Origin of the sequence: Methylobacterium segetis (genome assembly GCF_004348265.1) — a bacterium.
In the GTDB taxonomy this organism is placed as follows: domain Bacteria; phylum Pseudomonadota; class Alphaproteobacteria; order Rhizobiales; family Beijerinckiaceae; genus Methylobacterium; species Methylobacterium segetis.
The window spans coordinates 1-16,224 of record NZ_SMNT01000068.1; the positions used below are offsets into that span (position 1 = coordinate 1).

Consider the following 16,224-nt stretch of genomic DNA (forward strand, 5'->3'; position numbering starts at 1 on the left):
CCCCGGGCCGCGCCGGCCGCCAGGATGCCGAGCTGGCGGCCGAGGAGCCGCGCCGCAGCCGCCGCCTCGCGGGCGGCGGCGCGGGTATCCGGGGCGGGGCCGTCCTGCGGGCGGTCCGGTTCGTGAGGCGGCATGGCTGATCGTTCATCCGGCGCGGGCCGGCCAGAGGTCTGCGGGGCCGCCTTTCTAGACCGGATGGGACGGACGGCGCTACGCGGCCGGCGCGTTCGGCCTCGCTCCGCCCGTCGCGCCCGGCAGCGGCCGGCCCGCCTCCTCGTGCCGGCCGCGCAGGCGGAAGGCGAGGATCAGGAGCATGATGCCGAAGGCGACGGCATAGCCGCCCATCCACCACGTCAGGACCACCGCCGACATGCCCGGGTTGATGAGGAGCGCGATCCCGAACAGGATCGAGATCACGCCGCCGAGCGCCAGCCACCAGCGCCCGTAATCGAGGTGGAGCTTGAACGCGGCGGCCACCATCAGCCCGCCGGTGATCAGCGCCCAGAGCGCCACGAGATAGACGAAGGCCCAGACCGCGGCCGCCGGCATCAGGAAGGCGACGACGCCGACCACGATGTCGAGGAGCCATTCGAGCAGAAGCAGGCCCCAGCGCTCGTGGCGCTGCGCCGACCGCACCGCGGCGACGATGTCGACCACGCCGTCCACCAGCATGTAGGCCGCGAAGAAGATCACGAGGGTGAGGATCGTGGCGAGCGGCGCCACGAGGCTGATCACCCCGAACAGGATGGCGCAGAGGCCGCGAAGCGCCACCAGCCACCAGTTGCGCGCGAGAACCACGCTCATCGCATCGAGGCGGGCATCGCCGACGAGGGTTGGTCCGGCCGGACCCGCACCCGCCGTCTGGGGAGGGATGATGGGGTTGCCTGTCGTCATGGCTGAAGCTCCTCCGAGGGGGCGAGACGGGGTCGCAAAGCCGGAGCCCGGCGGCTGAACCCGCCGCGCCGGCGGCGGTTTCGGCAGTCCAGCCCTGCTGAAGCGGAGCGGAACCTTGCGCCCCCTTCTGTCTTTGCAGGGACGAGGCGGGTTATCGAGGGTTTCGGGTCGTTCGCGCGGCTTCGGAACGTTTGCGGACGATGGACCGATGCTTGATGACCGGCAGGGCGCGCCGCGGGACGGCGCGCGACCGCGCGATGCCGCGCGCGCAGGCCGCGACGTCCTGGACCTCGACGCGGCCGAGGCCCGTCACGGACCCGACGGCGGATCCCGGCCCGCTTCCGGCGAGAGCCGGTCAGAGGACGGGCACGGGCATGACGGGCATGGGGATGACGGGCAGGCGGATGAGAGCCGCCCCAGCGTGCTCCGCCGCCACCCGATCTGGTTCGGCCTCGGAGCCCTCGCCGTGCTCGCCCTCGGCGTCGCGGGCTACGTCTACTGGCTGATCTACCTGCACCCGTACGAATCGACCGACGACGCCTTCGTGGACGCGCGCCAGTTCACGATCGCACCGAAGGTCTCCGGATACGTGGTCGACGTGCCCGTCACCGACAACCAGCACGTCGAGGCCGGCACTACCCTCTTCCAGATCGACCGGCGCGACTACGAGGTGGCCGTCGGGCAGGCACAGGCGCAGATCGCCTCGGCGCAGGCCTCGGTCCGGAACGCCGACGCGCAGATCGAGGCGCAGAGGGCGCAGATCGACGTCGCCAAGGCGCAGGTGACGCAGACCCAGGCCGCCCTCGACTTCGCCAAGGCCGACGCCGCCCGCTACAGGGACCTCGCGACGCGGGGCGCCGGCACGGTGCAGCAATCGCAGCAATCGACCTCGAACCTGGAGCAGCAGGAAGCCTCGCTGCAGCGGGCGCAGGCGAGCGTCATCGGAGCACAGAAGCAGATCGGCTCCCTGGAGGCGCAGAAGGCGAGCGCCGAGGCGAGCCTCGCCACCGCCCGCGCCCAGGCCGCCCAGGCGGACCTCAACCTCGGCTACACGACGGTGACCGCCGCGCAGCCCGGCCGCATCGTGCAGCTCTCCGGCGCCAAGGGCCAGTTCGCCCAGGCCGGGCAGGCGCTCGCGACCTTCGTGCCCGACGAGAAATGGGTGACCGCGAACTACAAGGAGACGCAGATCACCGACATGCGCCCCGGCCAGGACGCCGACATCGAGATCGACGCCTATCCGGATCGGAAGGTCCACGGCCGGGTCGATTCGGTGCAGCCGGGCTCGGGCACCGCTTTCAGCCTGCTGCCGGCCCAGAACGCCACCGGCAACTACGTGAAGGTCGTCCAGCGCATCCCCGTGAAGATCGTCGTCGACGACTGGCCCCGCGACGTCTCGATCGGCCCCGGCATGTCGATCGTCCCGACGGTGCGCGTGCGATGAGCGCGGGCGCCGCCGCGGCGGGCGGGGGCAGACCGGGATCGAGATCCGGCGCGCTGCCCAGGGCGGCGGGCGGCCACAGCCCGTGGGCGATCGCCCTCGTCGTGTCGCTGGCGACCTTCATGGAGGTGCTCGACACGACGATCGCGAACGTGGCGCTCCGCTACATCTCGGGCGGCCTCGCGGTCGGGCCCGACGAGGCGGCCTGGGTGGTGACGAGCTACCTCGTGGCCAACGCCATCGTGCTCACCGCCTCGAGCTTCCTCGCCAAGCGCTACGGCCGCAAGGCGTTCTTCATGTGGAGCGTGGCGCTCTTCACCGTGGCCTCGGTGCTCTGCGGCTTCGCCTGGAACCTGCAGTCGCTCCTCGTCTTCCGGGTGCTGCAGGGGCTGGGCGGGGGCGGCATGGCGCCGCTCGCGCAGTCGATCCTCGCCGATTCCTTCCCGCCGCAGAAGCGGGGGCAGGCCTTCGCCCTCTACGGGCTCGCGGTGGTGGTGGCGCCCGTGGTCGGGCCGACGCTGGGCGGCTGGCTCTCGGACAACGTGTCCTGGCACTGGTGCTTCCTGATCAACGGGCCGATCGGCCTCCTCGCCCTCGGCCTGATGTACCTCCTCCTTGAGGACCCGGACTCGGCCAAGCAGGAGCGTCGCCGGCTGCGGCGCGAGGGCGTGCGCTTCGACCTGATCGGCTTCCTGCTCGTCGCCACATTCCTCGGCTCGCTGGAAGTCGTCCTCGACGAGGGCCAGCGCGAGGATTGGTTCGGCTCGAACCTGATCGTCACCTTCGCGATCCTCAGACTCGTCGCCTTCGTGCTGATGATCCCCTGGGAGCTGACCCGCAGGAATCCGGTCGTCGATCTGCGGCTCCTCGGCAAGCGCCAGTTTGGGGCCTGCTTCCTCGTGATGCTCGCCACCGGCGCGATCCTGATCGCGACGACGCAGTTCATCCCCCAGATCGTGCAGGATTATTTCGGCTACACGGCGACGCTCGCCGGCCTCGCCCTGGCGCCGGGCGGACTCGTCACGGTGTTCATGATGCTCGTGATCGGCCGCGTCTCGGGCAAGGTACAGCCGAAATACCTGATCGCCCTGGGCGCCACGATCGTCGCCTTCGCGATGTACGATCTCACGCGGCTCTACGGCGACAGCACGTTCTGGTTCTTCGCGTGGTCGCGCATCTACATCGGCATCGGCCTGCCGATGATCTTCATCTCGATCACGGCCGCCTCCTACGAGGGCATCGACCGGTCGCAGACGGATCAGGCCTCGGCGCTGATCAACGTCGCCCGCAACGTCGGCGGCTCGATGGGTGTCTCCCTCGCGCAGAACATCCTCGCCTACCGCCAGCAATTCCATCAGAGCCGGCTCGTCGAGCACGTCACGCCGACCGAGCCCGCCTACCAGGAGACGCTCGCGCGGGCGACGCGCTACTTCGCGCAGCACGGGGCGGCCGGCGTCGACGCGCAGGGGCAGGCCACCGCCTGGATCGGCCAGCAGCTCGCCCGGCAGGTCGCCTTCTGGGCCTATATCGACGTGTTCTGGGCGCTGGCCCTGGTCTCCGCCTCGGCGGTTCCCCTCGCGATGATCCTGAGCCGGGTCAAGCGCGGGGGCGATGCGACGGCCGGCCCCTGAGCGGCCGCCGGCACGCAGCCTCAGCGGAGATCGGGCAGCGAGGCGTCGGTGACCTTCACGCGCCCGTCCTCGCGCTCCTCCCTGACGAGGGTCCCGGCAAGCGCGGCGACGCCCTCGTACTGGTTCAGACGGCGGTCGATCATGTCGTCGATCTTCTCGTAGACCTCGGCGACCGTCAGGCCGCGGCGCCCCTTGCCGGCCTTCTCCGTGAACAGGGACCGGTTGGCCCGGGCCGCGCTCCGGAATTCCTTCGAGGCGACCGTGCCCGGCTGCTCGGCGCTCAGCGCCAGGAAGCGGCCGGCGCTCGACGTGCCGAAGAAGTGGGCGAGGTAGAGTTCCGAGGTCTTCAGATCACGTCCGATCCGGGCCTCGATCCGGGCGCGATCCCGCTTGATCAGCTCCGCCGCCATCAGGCAGGCGACGTAGGGGTCGCGGCGCAGGCGCAGCACCCGCTCGCGCATGCCCTCGCCCGAGACGGTGATGGCGGCGCCGCGCCCGGTGACCGCGGCGGCCTCGTCCTCGTAGCCGTAGCGGGCACCGAAATCGCGGATCATCTCCAGCCAGGTCGCGGTGACGAACTGGAACAGGCCCTCGGCCGACGAGGTCGCGGCCTTGGCGCGCGCCGAGAAGCTCGATTCCTTGTCGGCCAGCGCCATCATGTAGACGGGATCGACCCCGGCCTCCGCCGAGGCCCGCAGGATCGTCTCGACGATCGCGCGCGGCACGCTCATCTCGCCGAAGCGCAGCACCTCGTCACCGGCTCCGGTGCGGGGCTGGGGCAGGCTGGCGAGATCGCTCACGATGAGAGCCGTGGTGGCGGGCTCCTGCTCGAGGAGCGGCACGCCGCCCCAGTCCGCCGGCCTCTCCGGCGCCGTCCGGCTCGCGAGATCCCGGGCCGCGACGGCCCGCTCGTCGATGCGATCGTGCGCGGAGGCGGGCGCCAGCGCGCTCTGCGGCAAACTGAAGCCGACGAGGCCAGCCAGCAAAGTCGTCAGCAGACGACGGCGAATATTGGCATGGCGCCGGCCCTGTCTTTTCGGCTCGGCTCGCAGCAGCCACGCTACGGTCTGATCTTGATCCACAGTCTCGCTCAGCACGAGACGGCTCGCGTCGTCGGCGCAAAGCGCCGGCTCCGGGAAAACCCCCATCATTCTTCCTTTTTCGTGCCGCGGCTTGCTTGGGCGCGGCTTCGATCAAGTGGCGGCTATGTCGCCGCCCCCTGTGTCCACAATGGGACGACCCGGTGATCCAACCGTGGCACCCTTAAGGGCCGGTTAACCCTGCGTTTTTACGGATTTTTAACGATCCGTTCGGGCGCGGTTCAGGGGACCGGGGGCAGAAATTTGTCCGAGCGGGGCTTGGAACGAAGCCTGACCGAGCCAGTTACCTAGTCCCACGCGGGGCTGGCTCTCCTGGCCCGTCCGACGCCCCCGCGTCTTCACAGCAAGGAAGTTCGGTTCCGATGAGCATGCAGACCGGTCGCCGCGTCGGCGTTGCGTTCGTTGGCATGGGTGGCGCGGTCGCCACCACAGCGATCGCCGGCATCGAGATGATCAAGTCGGGGTCGAACAGGCTCGATGGCCTGCCGCTCGCCAACGTTCCGGTCGCCGGCATGGCCGACTACAAGGATCTCGTCTTCGGCGGCTGGGACCTCAACGGCGACGACCTCGCCTCGGCCGCGACGGGCCACGGTGTGCTCACCAAGCAGGATATCGAGAACGGCGCCCAGGTCCTGAAGGGCATCACGCCCTGGCCGGCGGTCGGCAGCGCCAAGTTCTGCAAGAACATCGACGGCGGCAACCGCATCGTCGCCAAGGATCACCGCGAGACGGTCTCCATCATCGCCAACGACCTGCGGCGCTTCCGCCAGGAGAGCAACCTCGACGAGGTGGTCGTGGTCAACCTCGCCTCGACGGAGCGCTGGCCCGATCTCAGCGAGCCGGTGCTGAACTCCTCGGCCGCCTTCGAGAAGGGGCTCGACGCGAGCGACGAATCGATCAGCCCGGCGATGCTCTACGCCTACGCGGCGATCAAGAGCGGGGTGCCCTACGCGAACTTCACCCCGAGCGTCGCCGCCGACGTGCCGGCGCTGCTCGACCTCGCGCGCGAGCTCAACGTCCCGGTCGCGGGTAAGGACGGCAAGACCGGCCAGACCATGATGAAGACGGTGCTGGCGCCGGCGCTGAAGGCGCGCGCGCTGCACGTCGACGGCTGGTTCTCGACGAACATCCTCGGCAACCGCGACGGTCTCGCCCTCAACGATCCGAGCTCGCTGCAATCGAAGCTCAACACCAAGGGCACGGTGCTCGACTCGATCCTCGGCTACCCGGTCGAGGACCACCTCGTGCACATCCACTATTACCGCCCCCGCGGCGACGACAAGGAAGCCTGGGACAACATCGACGTCACCGGCTTCCTCGGGCAGCGCATGCAGATCAAGGTCAACGTCCTCTGCAAGGACTCGATCCTGGCCGCGCCCCTCGTCATCGAGATCGCCCGCGTGCTGGACCTCGCCAAGAAGCGCGGCGACGGCGGCGTGCAGGAGCAGCTCTCGACCTTCTTCAAGGCGCCGATGGTCAAGAACGGCCACGGGCCGGAGCACGCCTTCGGCAAGCAGGAGCAGATGCTGCTCGACTGGCTCGGCGTGCACTGATGCCGGGCCCGTCGGAGGGCGCCGCAGCACCCGTCGCGCTCCGCGAGCTACTCGTCGAGCTGAACGACCTCAAGCGCGTCCGCTCGGCCGGGCGCGCGGGCTCGGTCGCCGAGCGCCTGTTCGCGCAGGGGTGGAGCGCCCTGACGGGCGGAGCCGCGCCCGAGGCCGTGGCCCTCGAGATCACGGCCAAGACGCTCGCCGCCTGCCGCCTCTGCGACCTCGACGCCCCTTTCCTGGCCTCGACGGGCCTCTCCGAGGCGGCCGTGGGCGACGTGCTCGTCGCCGGCTTCGACGCGGTCACGCCCGAGCTGGAAGCCGGCCTTCGCGGGCGGCTGCGGGAGCGGCTGCGAAGCCGGGAAGCGCTGGAGGCGGGTTCGCTACCGGGTTTCGTCGCGGCGCTGGCGCAGCAGCCGCGCGCGGGCGTGACCTGCCCCGGCAAGCCACGCATCCTCCTCGAGCCGCCGGAGAACCACGCCGAGCACTGCCTGATGGTCGCCGTCTACGGCGTCGTGCTGAGCCCGTTCTACCGGGCGGACCCGACCACCGTGTTCCTCGCGGCGATGGCGCACCACTTCCACAACGCGGCGATGCCGGATGCCGGCTTCACCGGCGAGATGCTGCTCGGCGATCATCTCGGGCCGATCATGGCGCGCACCACGCAATGGGCGCTCGACGAACTCGACCCGCCCCTGCGCGCGACCGTCGAGCGGGCCCGGGCCGTGCTGCCCGACGACGCCACCGCGGAGGGCCGCGCCTTCCACGCCGCGGACGCGATCGATCGGGTGCTGCAGATCGCGCAGCACCTGCGCGCGGCCTCGCTCACCATGGGCACCGTGCTCGACGAGATGGAACTCGTCCATGCGGGGCCGGTGAAGGGGTTCCATGATCGGGTGCTGAAGGATATGCGCATCCCGTGATCGCACACGCGACGGGGGCGGGTAGCAGAGCATGATCCCCTTCACCCTGACCTCCCCCGAGACGGGCAACGCGCTCCGTTCCGACACGCCGCATTCCCTGCGCGACGCCGAAACCGGCGCCCGCTGGCCGGTGATCGACGGGATCCCGTATCTGCGCATCGGCCGTGAGGCTCTCATTGCCGAAGTGCTGGCGCATCTCGACGATGCGGAGGCAACGAACGGCCGCGAGAAGGCCCTCGTGGCCCTCCTGGCCGACCAGGACGATTGGTGGAACGGGCCGCCGGCGAACCGGGCCGACCTCGAAGCCCTCGTGCACGGGCGCGAGGAGGCCAGCCTGCGCGACGCGATGCGCCTCCTCGGCTGGGGCCGCGTCGGAGACTACTTCCTTCACCGCTGGAGCGATCCGACCTTCCTCGCCGGGCTCGCGCTGCTGGAGGCGCATTGGAACGAGCCCGCCTGCGTCTTCGAGTTCGCCTGCGGCATCGGGCATTACCTGCGCGAGTTGCAGCGCCACGGCGCCAAGGTCGCGGGCGCGGACGTGGTCTTCGCCAAGCTCTGGGTCGCCCGCCACTGGGTGGTGGGGAAGGGGGCGCAGCTCGTCTGCTTCGATGCGGCCTCGCCCCACTGGCCGGTCGGCGGCGCGCCCGTGGATCTCGTCGTCTGCAACGACGCCTTCTACTTCCTGGACGACAAGGCGTCTCTGCTCGAATGCCTCCGCCAGAACGCGGGGGACGACGGCTGGCTGGCCCTCAGCCACATCCACAACAGCGACCGGCCGGGTTTCTCGGCGGGCCGGGCCGTCTCGGCCGAGGAGATCGAGGAGCTGTTTCCGGACGCCCTCGTCTATGACGACGCCGAGCTGACCCGGGCCCTCGTGGAGACCCGCGCCCCCGCGCCCCGGCTGCCGGCCGAGATCCGCGGCTGCGAAGCCTTCTCGGTGGTGGCGGGGCCCGGGATGCGCCCGGCGCCGCGCGCGATCATCGACGGCCTGACGCTGCCCCGCGAGGGCACGCATCTGCGCCTCAACCCGCTCTACGCACCCGACGGGGCAGGGGATTACGAGATCCGCTGGCCGTCCGAGCGCTACGAGCAGGAATACGCAGCCGCCGTCACCTACCCGATGCGCTCGGACGGACCGGACGCGCTCGACTGGGTCGGCCCCCCGACCGCTCCCGAGGCCGAGCGTGTGCGGCGGCGGGAATTCGTCGATCTGCCGGAGCGCTGGTGATGACCGACGGCGTCGCCTGGGGCATCGTCGGCTACGGCTGGGTCGCGCGCGACTACATGGCGCCCGGCATCCGCGCCGCCGGGCATCGCCTCGTCGCCGTCTGCGACCCGGGGGAGGCTTCCCGCCGGGCGGCGGAGGCGGAAGGAGCGCGGGCCTACGCGACACTCCCAGACCTTCTGGCCGATCCCGAGATCGAGGCCGTCTACGTCGCCACCCCGAATCATCTGCACCGCGAGGCGGTCGTGGCCCTGGCCGCGGCCGGCAAGGCCGTGCTCTGCGAGAAGCCGATGGCGGCGCAACTCGGCGATGCCGAGGCGATGGCCGAGGCCGTGCGCGGCGGCGGCATCTTCTACGGCACCGCCTTCGACCAGCGCCACCATCCCGGCCACCGCGCCATGCGGGCCCTGATCGAGGCAGGCCGGCTCGGCACCGTGACCGCCGTGCGCATCGTCTACGCCTGCTGGCTCGATCGGGGCTGGGCCTCCATCGAGGGCCTCGACAATTGGCGCATCGACCCTCTCCAGGCGGGGGGCGGCGCCCTGATGGACCTCGCGCCGCACGGGCTCGACCTCGTCGATTTCCTCACCGGCGAATCGATCACCGAGATCGTCGCCCTGACGCAGGCCCGCGCGCAGGATTACGCGGTCGATGACGGCGCCCTGCTGATCGGGCGCACGGGCGCGGGCGTGCTCGCCAACCTTCACGTCGCCTACAACTGCCCCGACGCTCTGCCGCGGCGGCGGCTGGAGGTGGTGGGCACCAGGGGCATGCTCACCGCCATCGACACGATGGGGCAGGTGGCCGGCGGCACGGTGACGTTGACCGACGGCGCCAGCGGCCGCGCGGAGGAGATCGCCTTCGACACGCAGGCCTCGCCCTTCCTGGAGCAGGTGCGCGCCTTCGGCTCGGCCCTGCGCCGTCCGGAGGAGCGCGACGCCTACTCGGTCGAGCGCGACCTGCATACGATGCGGCTCGTGGTGGAAGCCTACGAGAGCGAGCGCCGCCGGGACGGGCCGCGGGCGGGCCGCTGAGGGCACGGCACCGGTCGGACGGCGATGCGGAACGGGATGAATCGAAGACCATGACTGAGCTTGATCAGGACGACCGCGCCCGCCACGCCCGCCTGAAGGCGCCGCGCGCCTATCGGTTCGGGCAGAAGCGCCGGATCGAGGGCCTGCCGGACTCCCTGCCCGAGCCCGTGCGCGCCTATCTCGACGTCCTGCCCGAAGGGCGCATCGTCGGCTTTCCGCTGGCGCCCCTCGACCGCACCGGAATCCCGGTCTGGTTCGTCTCGCTCTTCCTCGACGATCCCTATTTCGTCGGCGCCATGCCGAGCGGCATCGGCTACGGGGCGACCGACGACGAGGCGATCATCGGCGCGGTGGCCGAGATCGCCGAGAACCTGATGCCCTCGCTCGCGCTGATCCCGCGCCGGAAGGAGCGGGGATCCTACACCGATCTCGTGCGCGTCCATGGCGCCCGCTCGGTCGCCGACCCGCTCACGCTCGGCCTCCCCGCGGGCTCGCCCGTGGACCGCGACACCGTGCTCGAATGGACCGCCGCCACCCGCCACCCGACCGGCGAGACGGTGCTGATGCCCCTCGACGTCGCGGCGACGGATTATTTCGAGCTGTCTGAGGGCTACAAGCCCTTCACGAACCTGATCACGAACGGCCTTGGCGCAGGGCCGGACGTGCCCTTCGCCCTCGGCCACGGCGTTCTGGAATTGCTGCAGCGGGACGGCAACGGCCTCCTGTTCCGGGCCCTCGACCAGGGCGTGATGCTCGATCTCTCGCAAGGGCTTGGGCCCGAAACCTCAGGCATGCTGGCAAGGCTGGAATCGCTCGGCATCCGGGCGCTGCCGAAATTCGCCACCGACCAGTTCGGCCTGACGAACCTCTACGTCGTCGGCTACGACCGGAATCCCGCCGACGCGCCGGCGCCGATCGCCCTCTCGGCCTGCGGCGAGGCCTGCGACCCGGACCGGGAGCGGGCCCTGCGCAAGGCGCTCCTCGAATTCCAGGCGGCGCGGGTGCGCAAGGCCTTCGGGCACGGCCCCCTCTCCTTCGCCGAGCGGGTCACGCCGCCGGGCTACGTCCGCGACTTCATCGAGAAGGCCCTGCCGAGCCTCGACCTGGAGGAGAGCCGGGCGCTGAAGGCCATGCTCGAATGGATCGTGCTGCCGCCGGAGGAGCTGCACGCCGTGCTCGCCGACACCGTCTATTCCGAGCGCACGACGAAATCCTTCGCGGATCTGCCGACCACGCCGGCCGCCGACGGGCACGCGCGCGGCGCCATCGCCTGCGAGCGTCTGTCCGACGCGGGCTTCGACATCCTCTACGTGGATTGCTCGCCGCCCGGCGGCGGGGTCGGCGTCGTCAAGGCGATCGTGCCGGGGCTCGAGGTCGAGACCATGAGCTACTACCGGATCGGCGAGCGCAACGCGCGCAAGCTCATCGAGCGCGATCACCCCCTCGTCCGCTTCGGCACGCCCAGCGAGACCCTGCGCCCGATCCGCCTGACGCCCGAGGCGATCGAGCGCTTCGGCGGCCAGCCGCTCTTCGACGTGGCCCTGGCCGAGGAGATCGTCGGCAGCCATTATCCCCTCTATCGCGAGCCGGAATCGCACCACGCGCCGTTCCGGCTGGAGCAGAGGGGACGGGCCGCATGAGTCTCCGCTTCGCCTACAACACCAACGGGGCCGCCAATCACCGCCTCGACGATGCGATCGACCTCATCGCCGGTGCCGGCTACGACGGCATCGCGCTCACCCTCGACATCCACCATCTCGACCCCTTCGCCGAGACCTGGGCGCGGGAAGCCGAGCGGGTCGCCAGCCGCCTGGAGCGCCGCGGCCTCGGCTCCGTGATCGAGACGGGCGCCCGCTTCCTCCTCGACCCGCGGGCCAAGCACGAGCCGACCCTGGTGACGGCCGACGCCACCGGCCGCGCCCGCCGGATCGGCTTCCTGAAGCGGGCGATCGAGATCGGCGCGATCCTGAAATCGGAGGCCGTGTCGTTCTGGGCGGGCGTGCCGAAGCCCGGCATCGACCCTGCGGAGGCGCGGCTCTGGCTCACTGAAGGCCTCACCGAGGTCGTGGCCTATGCCCGCGAGAACGGTGTCGTGCCCTGCCTGGAGCCCGAGCCCGGCATGCTGATCGAGACGCTCGACGACTTCGCGGCGCTCCAAGTGGACGGCCTGTCCCTCGCCCTCGACACCGGCCACTGCCTCGTCACGGGCGAGCGGGAGCCGGCGGCGGCGGTCGCCGAGTTCGCGCCCCGCATCGGCACCGTGGCGATCGAGGACATGGCGCGCGGCGTCCACGTGCACCTGCCCTTCGGCGAGGGCGACATGGACGTGCCGGGGGTGCTCGATGCCCTCGAAGCGATCCATTTCGGCAAGCTGATCTGCGTCGAGCTCTCCCGCGAGAGCCACCGGGCCGACGCGATGATCCCGAAGGCGCTCGAATACCTGAGGAATTGCCGGCGGCCGGGCCCGGAACTGCCGCCGCCCGACACGAGCGTACGGGAAACCCCTGTCCGATGAGGATCTGCTTCGTCAGCCGGCGCTACGTCCCGGCGATATCCGGCATGAGCGTCTACGCGCAGAATCTCCTGCGCGAACTCGTCGGCGCCGGCCACGACGTGACGATGATCAGCCAGTACCGGGGCGACGCGTTCGGCACCCGTGTCTACGGCGGCGGCCCGCCCCCGCCCGTCCCGGGAGTCCGGGTGATCGGCCTCGAGCAGCTCGGCGAGCAGGAGGGCGGCGACTTCGAGCGCGACGTCGGGACGATGGTCGAGACGATCGCGGCCGAGCATGCGCGCGCGCCCTTCGACGTCCTGCACGCCCAGTACGGCTACCCGACCGGCTGGGCCGTCCTGCTCGCCTCCGCCAGGCTCGGCGTTCCGAACGTAGTCTCGATCCAGGGCGGGGACGGCCACTGGGTCGGCTCCTGCTGCGAGACGCACCGCCGAGCCATGTGCGCGGTGCTCGACCACGCCAACGCGCTCCTCATCGGAGGCCGCTCCTTCGTGGCGGAGGTCTGCGAGCGGCTCGGCACCGACCCGGGCCGCTTCACCATCGTGCCGGGCGCGGTCGACACGGCGCGGTTCGCGCAGACGACGGGGGAGGGGCTGCCCGAGCCCCATGCCGGCCCGGTGCGCCTCCTCTATCACGGCCGCGTCGACCGGCGGAAAGGCGTGCTCGACTTCATCGACGCGCTCGGACACCTGCGCGACCGCGGCACGCCGTTCTCCGCGACGATCTCCGGCATCGGTCCCGACGTCGAGGCGTCGCAAGCCCGCGCGGCCGAGCTTGGCCTGCCCGAGGAGAGGCTCCGCTTCACGGGATACGCCGACTACGCGACGGTGCCGGACCTCTACCGGCAGGCCGACGCCTTCGTCTCGCCGACCTACGCGGAGGGCTTCTCGAACACCATCCTGGAGGCGATGGCGGCGGGGCTCGCGGTGGTCTCGACCCACTCTGTCGGCGTCTCCGACTGCCTGCGCGACGGCGAGAACGGGCTCCTGACCCAGCCCGGCGACGTGCCGGCACTGACGGACGCGCTCGCCCGCGTGATCGCGGACGCGGACTTGCGCCGCCGCATCGCCCGCGCCGGCCTGGAGGAGTGCCGCCGCGTCTATTCCTGGGAGACGGTCGGCCGCCAGATCATGGGGATCTACGCGACGATCGCGGGTGCGCATCCGGATACGCGCTTCTCGCCCGATCTGCCCGTCGATCCCGCCTGCCGGTTCCGGGCGGAGCCGCACCTCCTCTAGGTCGACACATGCCCACCGCGCTCGCCCTCTCGCCGCATCTCGACGACGCCGCCTTCTCCTGCGGCGGCACGCTGGCGATGCTCGCCGAGGCCGGCTGGCACGTCGTCATGGCGACCCCGTTCACGGGCAGCGTGCCCGAGCCCCGGGGCTTCGCGCTCGCCTGCCAGCTCGACAAGGGATTGCCGGCGGAGGTCGACTACATGGCGCTCCGCCGCGAGGAGGACCGGGCGGCGGCGATGGCCCTCGGCATCTCCGAGCCGCGTCACCTGCCGTTCCGGGAGGCGCCGCACCGCGGCTACGGCTCGGCGCCCGAGCTGTTCGGGCCGACGCGGGCCGATGACGGGATCGTCGGGACCCTCGCCCCGGCACTCCGCGACCTCGTCGCGGAATTGCGGCCCGATCTCCTCGCCGCGCCGCAAGCGATCGGCGGCCACGTCGATCACGTCCAGATGGTGCGGGCCCTCGACGCCATCGAGACCGGGCTGCCGGTGCTGTGGTGGCGCGATTTCCCCTACACGGTGCGCAGTGCCGATCCGAAGGAACCGCTGCGCACGCGCTTCGCGGATCTTACGGAGCGGGAGATCCGCCTCACGCCGGAGGCCGAGGCCCGCAAGGAGGCCGCCTGCGCGGCCTACGCGACGCAGATCGGCTTCCAGTTCGGCGGCCGCGAGGGATTGTCCCGGCGCCTCGCCGAAGAGCGCGGCGTCGAGCGGTTCCGGGTCTCCGGGATCCTGCCGGCCGGCATTCCGGGCGCCGATGGCGCCTGAGCCCGCCGCTCCGAAAAGCCTCGCCGATCCGGCGGCGCTCGCGGCCCGGCGCGCCCTTCTCGGCTCGCCCCACCTGGCACCCCTGCGGGACCTCGCCCGGACCATCGCCGCGGAGCGGCAGGCGCCCGTGCCGGATCCCGATCCGCTCGACGGCGGCGTCGGGGCGCGGCTGCTCCTCCTTCTCGAAACGCCCAGCCCCGCGATCTTTCGCACCGGCTTCGTCTCCCGCGACAACGCCACGGGCACGGCCGCCAACCTGTTCCGCTTCCTCGCGGGCGCCGGCATCGCGCGGCGGGACACCCTGATCTGGAACACGGTGCCGTGGGTGATCCACGCCGAGGGCGCCCTGAACCGGGCGCCGCGGCGAGCGGAGGCGAAGGCGGCCGCCGCCTATCTGGAGCCGCTCCTCGACCGGCTGCCCGACCTGACCGTGGCGGTGCTGGCCGGCCGTTTCGCGGGCGAGGGCAGAGGCGCGCTCGAGGCGTTTCGCCCGGCCCTGCCCGTCGTCGCCATCCCCCATCCGAGCCCGACCTATGTCTGCACCTCGCCGGCCGTCGCCGAGCGCATCCGCCAAGGCTTGGCCGCGGCCGCCGCCCATCTCGCAGGCCCCGGATTCACGCAGCGGTGATCTGCGCTCACCGTGCGCAGGGACGGAAACGGATGGGAAGGGACCGCCGGATTCGGACGGCCTCGCTGGCCTTTGCCGGCCATTGCCCCTAAATGCCTCGCCAACGGGCCGCGGTCCGGCACAGGCTCGGGGAATGATTCACCGTCCGCTTCGCGCCGGGCGGGGCACCCGGCGGAGGCGAACGCCGAACGTATGAATTTTGTCGGACAGCATCAGAAGGCGCTCGACGACGCCGAGGCGATCGAGGCCGACCGGACGGCGGAAGCCGCCGGCGTGCCGCAGGTCGCCCGGTCGTCCGGGATGCGGAGCCGCTACGCCTGGATCGGCACCGCCGCGAGCGTGATCCTCTTCGCCGTCTCGATCGGCGTCCTGTGGAAGCTCGTCCAGACCGTCACCTGGGCGGAGTTGCAGGCGGCCTTCACGGCGGCGACCTCGAAGCAGCTCGGCCTCGCCTTCCTGTTCGTCTGCGTGAGCTACCTGTTCCTCACCGGCTACGACGCGCTCGCCCTGCGCCAGCTCAAGGTGAAGGTCCGGTACCGCATCACGGCGCTCGCCTCGTTCACGAGCTACGCGGTGAGCTTCACCCTCGGCTTTCCGCTCTTCACCGCGGGAACGATCCGCTACTGGATCTACTCCCGGGAGGGATTGTCGGCCCCCAAGATCGCCGCGCTCACGGTGATCGCGGGCTTCACCTTCTGGCTCGGCATGGGCGTCGTGCTGGGCCTCAGCCTCATCGTGGAGGCGGGCCAGCTCGCGGGATTGACCTTCACCTCGATCCGCCTGAACCAGGGCGTCGGCCTCGCCGCCCTCGTCGCGGTGCTCGGCTATCTGGCCTGGGTCTCGCTCAAGCGGCGCAGCGTGAAGGTGAAGGGCTGGCGGCTCGAGCTTCCGGGCGCCTCCGTCTCCTTCAGCCAGATGCTCGTCGGCATCGGCGACGTCTGCGCCGCGGCAGCCGTCCTCTACCTCCTGCTGCCGCCGGGCCTGACGATCGGCTTCACCACCGTCCTCGCCGTCTACGTCCTCGCCGCCATGCTCGGCATCGCGAGCCACGCGCCGGGCGGCCTCGGCGTGTTCGAGGCGACGATCCTCCTCGCCCTGTCGAGCCTGCCGCGGGACCAAGTGCTCGGCTCGCTGCTCCTGTTCCGGGTCTGCTACTACCTCGTGCCCTTCGTGCTCGCCCTCGCGATGCTCGGCGCCTACGAGATCTTCAAGCGGGCGCAGCAGGTACGCCGCGGCGCCGATCCGGACGGGCGGCCGTGACGCCTCCTGCCCGCCGCTGAGGGC

The 16,224-nt window shown here is 71.2% G+C and carries 14 protein-coding genes; 12 read left to right on the forward strand and 2 right to left on the reverse strand.

Going from position 1 to position 16,224, the window contains the following annotated elements; translation table 11 throughout:
- Positions 1–210 precede the first annotated feature (210 nt).
- Positions 211–894, reverse strand: a complete 684-nt coding sequence (locus E1J50_RS17240) for an HdeD family acid-resistance protein (protein ID WP_132255073.1) — start codon at positions 892–894, stop codon at positions 211–213.
- 208 nt (positions 895–1,102) lie between these two features.
- Between E1J50_RS17240 and E1J50_RS17245 the strand changes: the two genes are divergently transcribed.
- Together E1J50_RS17245 and E1J50_RS17250 are read left to right on the forward strand one after the other, a co-directional pair.
- The gene (locus E1J50_RS17245; RefSeq protein ID WP_132255074.1) at positions 1,103–2,338 is read left to right on the forward strand and encodes an HlyD family secretion protein; all 1,236 of its coding nucleotides are present in this window, start codon (positions 1,103–1,105) and stop codon (positions 2,336–2,338) included.
- The gene (locus E1J50_RS17250) at positions 2,335–3,966 is read left to right on the forward strand and encodes a DHA2 family efflux MFS transporter permease subunit (protein ID WP_132255075.1); all 1,632 of its coding nucleotides are present in this window, start codon (positions 2,335–2,337) and stop codon (positions 3,964–3,966) included. Before E1J50_RS17245 ends, E1J50_RS17250 begins: the two co-directional genes overlap by 4 nt.
- 20 nt (positions 3,967–3,986) lie before the next feature.
- On the opposite strand, the gene E1J50_RS17255 is transcribed toward E1J50_RS17250, so the two are convergent.
- Positions 3,987–5,114 (reverse strand): transglycosylase SLT domain-containing protein, encoded by a 1,128-nt coding sequence (locus E1J50_RS17255; RefSeq protein ID WP_425374944.1) that lies wholly within the window; start codon positions 5,112–5,114, stop codon positions 3,987–3,989.
- A gap of 314 nt (positions 5,115–5,428) precedes the next feature.
- Here E1J50_RS17255 and E1J50_RS17260 point away from each other — a divergent pair, with 314 nt between their 5' ends.
- From E1J50_RS17260 to E1J50_RS17305, 10 genes are all read left to right on the forward strand, one after another.
- Positions 5,429–6,619: an inositol-3-phosphate synthase gene (locus E1J50_RS17260; protein ID WP_132255077.1), complete on the forward strand. Its 1,191-nt coding sequence runs from the start codon at positions 5,429–5,431 to the stop codon at positions 6,617–6,619.
- Positions 6,619–7,536, forward strand: coding sequence for an HD domain-containing protein (locus E1J50_RS17265; protein ID WP_132255078.1), 918 nt, complete (start codon positions 6,619–6,621; stop codon positions 7,534–7,536). Before E1J50_RS17260 ends, E1J50_RS17265 begins: the two co-directional genes overlap by 1 nt.
- Positions 7,537–7,567: 31 nt before the next feature.
- Positions 7,568–8,764: a class I SAM-dependent methyltransferase gene (locus tag E1J50_RS17270; protein ID WP_132255079.1), complete on the forward strand. Its 1,197-nt coding sequence runs from the start codon at positions 7,568–7,570 to the stop codon at positions 8,762–8,764.
- Positions 8,764–9,795: a Gfo/Idh/MocA family protein gene (locus tag E1J50_RS17275; RefSeq protein WP_132255080.1), complete on the forward strand. Its 1,032-nt coding sequence runs from the start codon at positions 8,764–8,766 to the stop codon at positions 9,793–9,795. The genes E1J50_RS17270 and E1J50_RS17275 overlap by 1 nt, the downstream gene beginning before the upstream one ends.
- Positions 9,796–9,845: 50 nt before the next feature.
- Positions 9,846–11,435, forward strand: a complete 1,590-nt coding sequence (locus E1J50_RS17280) for a YcaO-like family protein (protein WP_132255081.1) — start codon at positions 9,846–9,848, stop codon at positions 11,433–11,435.
- The gene (locus E1J50_RS17285) at positions 11,432–12,310 is read left to right on the forward strand and encodes a sugar phosphate isomerase/epimerase family protein (protein ID WP_132255082.1); all 879 of its coding nucleotides are present in this window, start codon (positions 11,432–11,434) and stop codon (positions 12,308–12,310) included. Before E1J50_RS17280 ends, E1J50_RS17285 begins: the two co-directional genes overlap by 4 nt.
- Positions 12,307–13,545 (forward strand): glycosyltransferase family 4 protein, encoded by a 1,239-nt coding sequence (locus tag E1J50_RS17290; RefSeq protein ID WP_132255083.1) that lies wholly within the window; start codon positions 12,307–12,309, stop codon positions 13,543–13,545. The genes E1J50_RS17285 and E1J50_RS17290 overlap by 4 nt, the downstream gene beginning before the upstream one ends.
- An 8-nt stretch (positions 13,546–13,553) precedes the next feature.
- Complete coding sequence (locus E1J50_RS17295) at positions 13,554–14,312, forward strand: PIG-L deacetylase family protein (RefSeq protein ID WP_132255084.1); 759 nt, start codon at positions 13,554–13,556, stop codon at positions 14,310–14,312.
- Positions 14,302–14,940 (forward strand): uracil-DNA glycosylase, encoded by a 639-nt coding sequence (locus E1J50_RS17300; RefSeq protein ID WP_132255085.1) that lies wholly within the window; start codon positions 14,302–14,304, stop codon positions 14,938–14,940. Before E1J50_RS17295 ends, E1J50_RS17300 begins: the two co-directional genes overlap by 11 nt.
- Positions 14,941–15,132: 192 nt before the next feature.
- Positions 15,133–16,200 (forward strand): lysylphosphatidylglycerol synthase domain-containing protein, encoded by a 1,068-nt coding sequence (locus E1J50_RS17305; RefSeq protein WP_132255086.1) that lies wholly within the window; start codon positions 15,133–15,135, stop codon positions 16,198–16,200.
- The last annotated feature ends 24 nt before the right edge of the window (positions 16,201–16,224 follow it).